General features: G+C 69.1%; 3 protein-coding genes. All 3 read left to right on the top strand.

Features of this window, described 5'->3' with window-relative positions; translation table 11 throughout:
- The first annotated feature begins 135 nt into the window (after positions 1-135).
- Positions 136-726, top strand: a complete 591-nt coding sequence (locus V7793_RS34110) for a CDP-alcohol phosphatidyltransferase family protein (protein ID WP_058041334.1) — start codon at positions 136-138, stop codon at positions 724-726.
- A gap of 85 nt (positions 727-811) precedes the next feature.
- Positions 812-3,307: a mannose-1-phosphate guanyltransferase gene (locus tag V7793_RS34105; protein ID WP_336013569.1), complete on the top strand. Its 2,496-nt coding sequence runs from the start codon at positions 812-814 to the stop codon at positions 3,305-3,307.
- Positions 3,308-3,432: 125 nt separating this feature from the next.
- Positions 3,433-4,350: DUF881 domain-containing protein (locus tag V7793_RS34100; protein ID WP_336013568.1), on the top strand; the 918-nt coding region annotated here is incomplete at its 3' end.

Below are 4,350 nucleotides of genomic sequence, written 5' to 3'. Positions count from 1 at the left end.
TTTTTAGAAAAAGCCCTGGTGGGTTGACCACCGGGGCTTTTTCGCATTTCCGGGACCACCCTCCCCGCGGGCCGGTCGCGCCGAAGGGTAAGGTCGGGGGGTATCGTTCGCATATTTCCCACAGGAGGCCCCCGGGTGGAGGTCCAGGAGACGCGAGTCCAGACCGACCGCGTCCTCACCATCCCGAACATCCTCAGCATGGCGCGTCTGGTCGGCGTCCCTCTCTTCCTGTGGCTGATTCTTCAGAAGCACGACGGGTGGGCGCTGCTCGTCCTGGCCCTCAGTGGCGTCAGCGACTACCTCGACGGAAAGCTCGCCCGGCGCTGGAACCAGATCAGCAGCCTCGGCCGGCTGCTCGACCCCGCCGCCGACCGGCTCTACATCCTTTCCACGCTCTTCGGTCTGACATGGCGTGAGATCCTTCCGCTCTGGATGACCGCCGCCCTGATCGCCCGCGAGGCGATGCTGCTGGTCATGGTGTGGATTCTGAGGCGCCACGGCTATCCGCCGCCGCAGGTGAACTTCCTCGGCAAGGCCGCGACCTTCAACCTGATGTACGCGTTCCCGTTGCTGCTTCTCAGTGACGGTGAGGGCTGGTTGCCGTCACTTGCCGCGATTTTCGGATGGGCGTTCGCCGGATGGGGTACAACCCTCTATTGGTGGGCAGGGATCCTCTATGTGGTCCAGGTCCGCCGCCTGGTCAAGGCGGACGCCACGGCCGACTGATCTCGCCGCCGACTCCGGCCCTACTCCGGCCATCCCTGGCGTGAAGTCGGCATGACCGTCGTCTCCCGAGGAGGACGCTTCCGACATGAAGGCCGTCGTGATGGCCGGCGGCGAAGGCACACGCCTTCGCCCCATGACCTCGAGCATGCCCAAGCCGCTCCTGCCGGTCGCCAACCGGCCGATCATGGAGCATGTGCTGCGACTGCTCAAACGGCACGGGCTCACCGAGACCGTGGTGACGGTGCAGTTCCTCGCCTCCCTCGTCAGGAACTACTTCGGGGACGGCGAGGAGCTCGGCATGGAGCTCACCTACGCCAATGAGGAAAAGCCACTCGGCACCGCGGGCAGCGTCAAGAACGCCGAGGAGGCACTCAAGGACGATGCCTTCCTGGTGATCTCCGGAGACGCCCTCACCGATTTCGACCTGACCGACCTGATCCGTTTCCACAAGGAAAAGGGCGCACTGGTCACCGTCTGCCTCACCCGTGTTCCCAATCCCCTTGAATTCGGGATCACCATCGTCGACGAGAACGGCAAGGTGGACCGCTTCCTGGAGAAGCCCACCTGGGGCCAGGTCTTCTCCGACACGGTGAACACGGGCATCTACGTCATGGAGCCCGAAGTCTTCGACTACGTCGAGGCCGACGTCCCCGTGGACTGGTCGGGCGATGTCTTCCCGCAGCTGATGAAGGAGGGCAAGCCGGTCTACGGCTATATCGCCGAGGGCTACTGGGAGGACGTCGGCACCCACGAGAGCTACGTCAAGGCCCAGGCCGACGTGCTCGAGAGCAGAGTCGACGTCGACATAGACGGTTTCGAGATCTCCCCGGGCGTCTGGGTCGCCGAAGGCGCCGAGGTCCACCCCGACGCCACCCTCCGCGGCCCGCTCTACATCGGCGACTACGCCAAGGTCGAAGCCGGCGCCGAGATCCGCGAGCACACCGTCGTCGGCTCCAACGTCGTCGTCAAGAGCGGAGCCTTCCTGCACAAGGCCGTCGTCCACGACAACGTCTACATCGGCCAGCAGAGCAACCTGCGCGGCTGCGTCATCGGCAAGAACACCGACATCATGCGCGCCGCCAGGATCGAGGACGGCGCGGTCATCGGCGACGAGTGCCTCGTCGGTGAGGAATCGATTATTCAGGGCAATGTCCGGGTCTATCCCTTCAAGACCATCGAGGCGGGCGCGTTCGTCAACACCTCGGTGATCTGGGAGTCCCGGGGCCAGGCCCATCTCTTCGGTGCGCGTGGAGTGTCCGGCGTCCTCAACGTGGAGATCACGCCCGAGCTCGCGGTACGGCTCGCCGGCGCGTACGCCACGACGCTCAAGAAGGGCTCGACCGTCACCACGGCCCGCGATCACTCCCGCGGTGCGCGAGCGCTCAAGCGCGCCGTGATCTCCGCCCTGCAGGCCAGCGCCATAGACGTCCGAGACCTGGAGAACGTCCCGCTGCCGGTGGCCCGCCAGCAGACGGCGCGCGGCAGCGCGGGCGGCATCATGATCCGGACGACGCCGGGCGTGCCCGACTCCGTGGACATCATGTTCTTCGACGAGCGTGGCGCCGACCTCTCCCAGGCCGGACAGCGCAAGCTCGACCGCGTCTACGCCCGCCAGGAGTACCGGAGGGCCTTCCCCGGGGAGATCGGAGACCTGTCCTTCCCCTCCAGCGTCTACGACTCCTACGCGGGCTCGCTGCTGCGGTCCGTGGACACCAGCGGGGTCGCCGAGGCGGGGCTGAAAGTCGTGGTGGACGCGGCGCACGGCAGCGCCGGCCTCGTCCTGCCCAGCCTGCTCGGCCGGCTCGGCGTGGAGGCGTTCACCATCAACCCCGGGCTCGACGAGTCCCGTCCCACCGAGACCGCGGACGACCGCCGCTCCGGCCTCGTCCGGCTCGGGGAGATCGTGGCCTCGGCCCGCGCCGCGTTCGGAGTGCGCTTCGACCCGGTGGGCGAGCGGATCTCCCTCGTCGACGAGCGCGGCCGGATCGTGGAGGACGACCGGGCCCTGCTCGTCCTGCTCGACCTGGTGGCCGCCGAGCGGCGCAGCGGCAAGGTGGCGCTGCCGGTGACCACCACCCGTATCGCCGAACAGGTGGCTGCGTACCACGGCACCCAGGTCGAGTGGACGACGACGTCGCCCGACGACCTGACCAGGGTCGGCCGCGCGGACACCACGATCTTCGGCGGGGACGGGCGCGGCGGCTTCATCGTGCCGGAGTCCACCAGCGTTTTCGACGGGACTGCCGCATTCGTCCGCCTCATCGGTCTGGTGGCGCGCACTCAGCTCACGCTCAGCCAGATAGACGCACGCATCCCGCGCGCCCACGTGCTCCGCCGCGACCTCGCGACCCCGTGGGCGGTCAAGGGGCTCGTGATGCGGTCCGTGGTCGAGGCGGCCGGGGACCGGCACGTGGACACCACGGACGGGGTACGGGTGGTCGAGGCCGACGGGCGCTGGATCATGGTGCTGCCCGACCCGGCCGAGGCCGTGACCCACCTGTGGGCCGAGGGGCCGGACGACTCCTCGGCGCAGGCCCTGCTCGACGAGTGGTCGGCGGTCGTGGACGGCGCCGGGCGCTGACCGCGGACGCCGGGTCAGGACCCGGCGGGCGTCGTCTCCTTGGAGCCGGACAACCGGTGCCGGAGTGATCCCGCGCCCGGCGCGCCGGTGGGGCCATTGGGAGACGACGCCCCCGACGTGCGACGATGTGCGGCATGTCGCAGCAGCCCCCCGTTCGGAGCACGGTCCCGCCTGCTTCGCGCCCCGATGCCTCCATGTCGCTGCTGACCAACGTGATGGACCACAGCCTCGACGACGGATACGCGGAGGCGGCGGCCAGGCGCAAGGAGGAGGGCGGCAGCAAGCTGCCGAGCCCGCTGCGTGCGAAGCTGGGCCTCGCCGCGGCCCTGCTGCTCGCCGCGGTGGTGGTGACGCTGGGGGCGGCGCAGGCGCAGATATCGGCACCGACACTGGCCAAGGAGCGCCAGCAGCTCATCGACCGCATCGGGCGGGAGACCGAGGCCGCCGACGCGCTGCAGAAGAACGTCGACACCCTGCGGAACGCCGTCGGCACCAAGCAGCGCGACGTACTGGAGGAGCACGGCGGCGACAAGGCCGATGTCGTGTCGCTCCTCGCGGGCGCGACCGCGGTGCAGGGCCCGGGGGTCAAGCTCGTCGTGGACGACGCCAAGCAGACGAAGCAGAGCGGTGGCGGCGGTCCGCGCGAGAGCACCGGCTTCGCCGATACGGGCCGGGTGCGCGACCGTGACATGCAGCGCATCGTCAACGGCCTGTGGCAGTCCGGGGCGGAGGCCGTCGCGGTCAACGGGCAGCGGCTGACGGCGCTGTCGGCGATCAGGGCCGCGGGTGACGCCATACTGGTGGACAACAAACCGCTGGTGCCGCCGTACACGGTGCTGGCGGTCGGTGACGGACAGCAGTTGGCGAATGCCTTCCAGCGCAGCGTCGACGGGCAGTATCTGCGTGTTCTGCAGCAGAACTACGGGATCCGCTACAGCATTTCCGCTCAAGGGGACGTCCGGCTGCCCGCCGCACCGAGCCTGATCGTACGTATCGCACAGCCGCAGGGGGGTGGGGGGGGGGGGGGGGGGGGGGGGGGGGGG

The organism is Streptomyces sp. KLMMK (genome assembly GCF_036961605.1).
Lineage (GTDB): Bacteria > Actinomycetota > Actinomycetes > Streptomycetales > Streptomycetaceae > Streptomyces > Streptomyces telluris.
The sequence above is the reverse complement of the archived record's forward strand: the minus strand, read 5'-3'. Positions and strand labels throughout refer to the sequence as shown.